Annotated in this window: 1 protein-coding gene; it reads left to right on the top strand. The window is 32.6% G+C overall.

Features of this window, described 5'->3' with window-relative positions; genetic code table 11:
• The first annotated feature begins 135 nt into the window (after nt 1–135).
• Nucleotides 136–756 (top strand): LuxR C-terminal-related transcriptional regulator, encoded by a 621-nt coding sequence (locus JK188_RS17585; RefSeq protein WP_187129243.1) that lies wholly within the window; start codon nt 136–138, stop codon nt 754–756.
• The last annotated feature ends 70 nt before the right edge of the window (nt 757–826 follow it).

The following is an 826-nucleotide window of genomic DNA, read 5'->3' as shown; positions in this document are numbered from 1 at the left end:
GAGACAGGCTTTTATGCGGATAATTAATTCATCAATTAAGAATAATGATTTCATGTAATCTTAAATATATTATATTTTAACTATATCAATTCTAGTTAATCTAATAAGTTGTCAGACATAAAAAAGGAACCCACTATGTCTAATCACACGGTTATGATTATCGATGAACACCCTATCTTTCGTTTTGGACTGTCTCATTTATTAAAATCAAAAGCTGACTTTGACGTAACGGCAGAAGTTTCAAATAGTAAAGAAGCGCTGAATATCGCCACCAGCAAACAACCCAACATGATACTGATAGATACTATTCTTCATGGTAATAAAACATTCGAAACGATTCGATTACTACGTAAGCATTGCGCTAACAGTTATTTGCTGGTTCTTTCACTCTCAACGATGAAAACCGATATCTACGCCGCTATCGATGCCGGTGCCCAAGGTTATTTATTAAAAAATAGCGAACTCGATATGTTGCTTAATAGTATGAAAAAAGCGATGGAGGGACACCATGTATTTAGCGAAAAAGTTTATCAGCATTTGATTACTCGACACCAATCCAAAGATCCACTTTCCACATTAACTCGCCGTGAATGCGAAATATTGCACGAAATGGCAGCGGGATTAAAAAACAGAGAAATTTCTCAACTATTATTTATTTCTGAAGAAACTGTTAAGGTTCATATACGAAATGTCTTAAAGAAATTACGAGTCCGATCTCGTTTAGAAGCCAGTTTAATATACATGCGTTCAAAATAATTTCATCTGATTTAATTTAATTAACGTAAGTTGTCTAAATTAATTATTTTATTATTTATATATAATATCT

This window comes from Providencia sp. JGM181, from assembly GCF_018257375.1.
Classification (GTDB): domain Bacteria; phylum Pseudomonadota; class Gammaproteobacteria; order Enterobacterales; family Enterobacteriaceae; genus Providencia; species Providencia lanzhouensis.
Note: the sequence above shows the minus strand (reverse complement) of the source record. Positions and strands in the feature narration are given on the sequence as shown.

Excerpts from the sequence above, each read along its gene's own strand:
- JK188_RS17585 (WP_187129243.1), top strand. The coding sequence starts at position 136 with ATGTCTAATCACACGGTTATGATTATCGATGAACACCCTATCTTTCGT.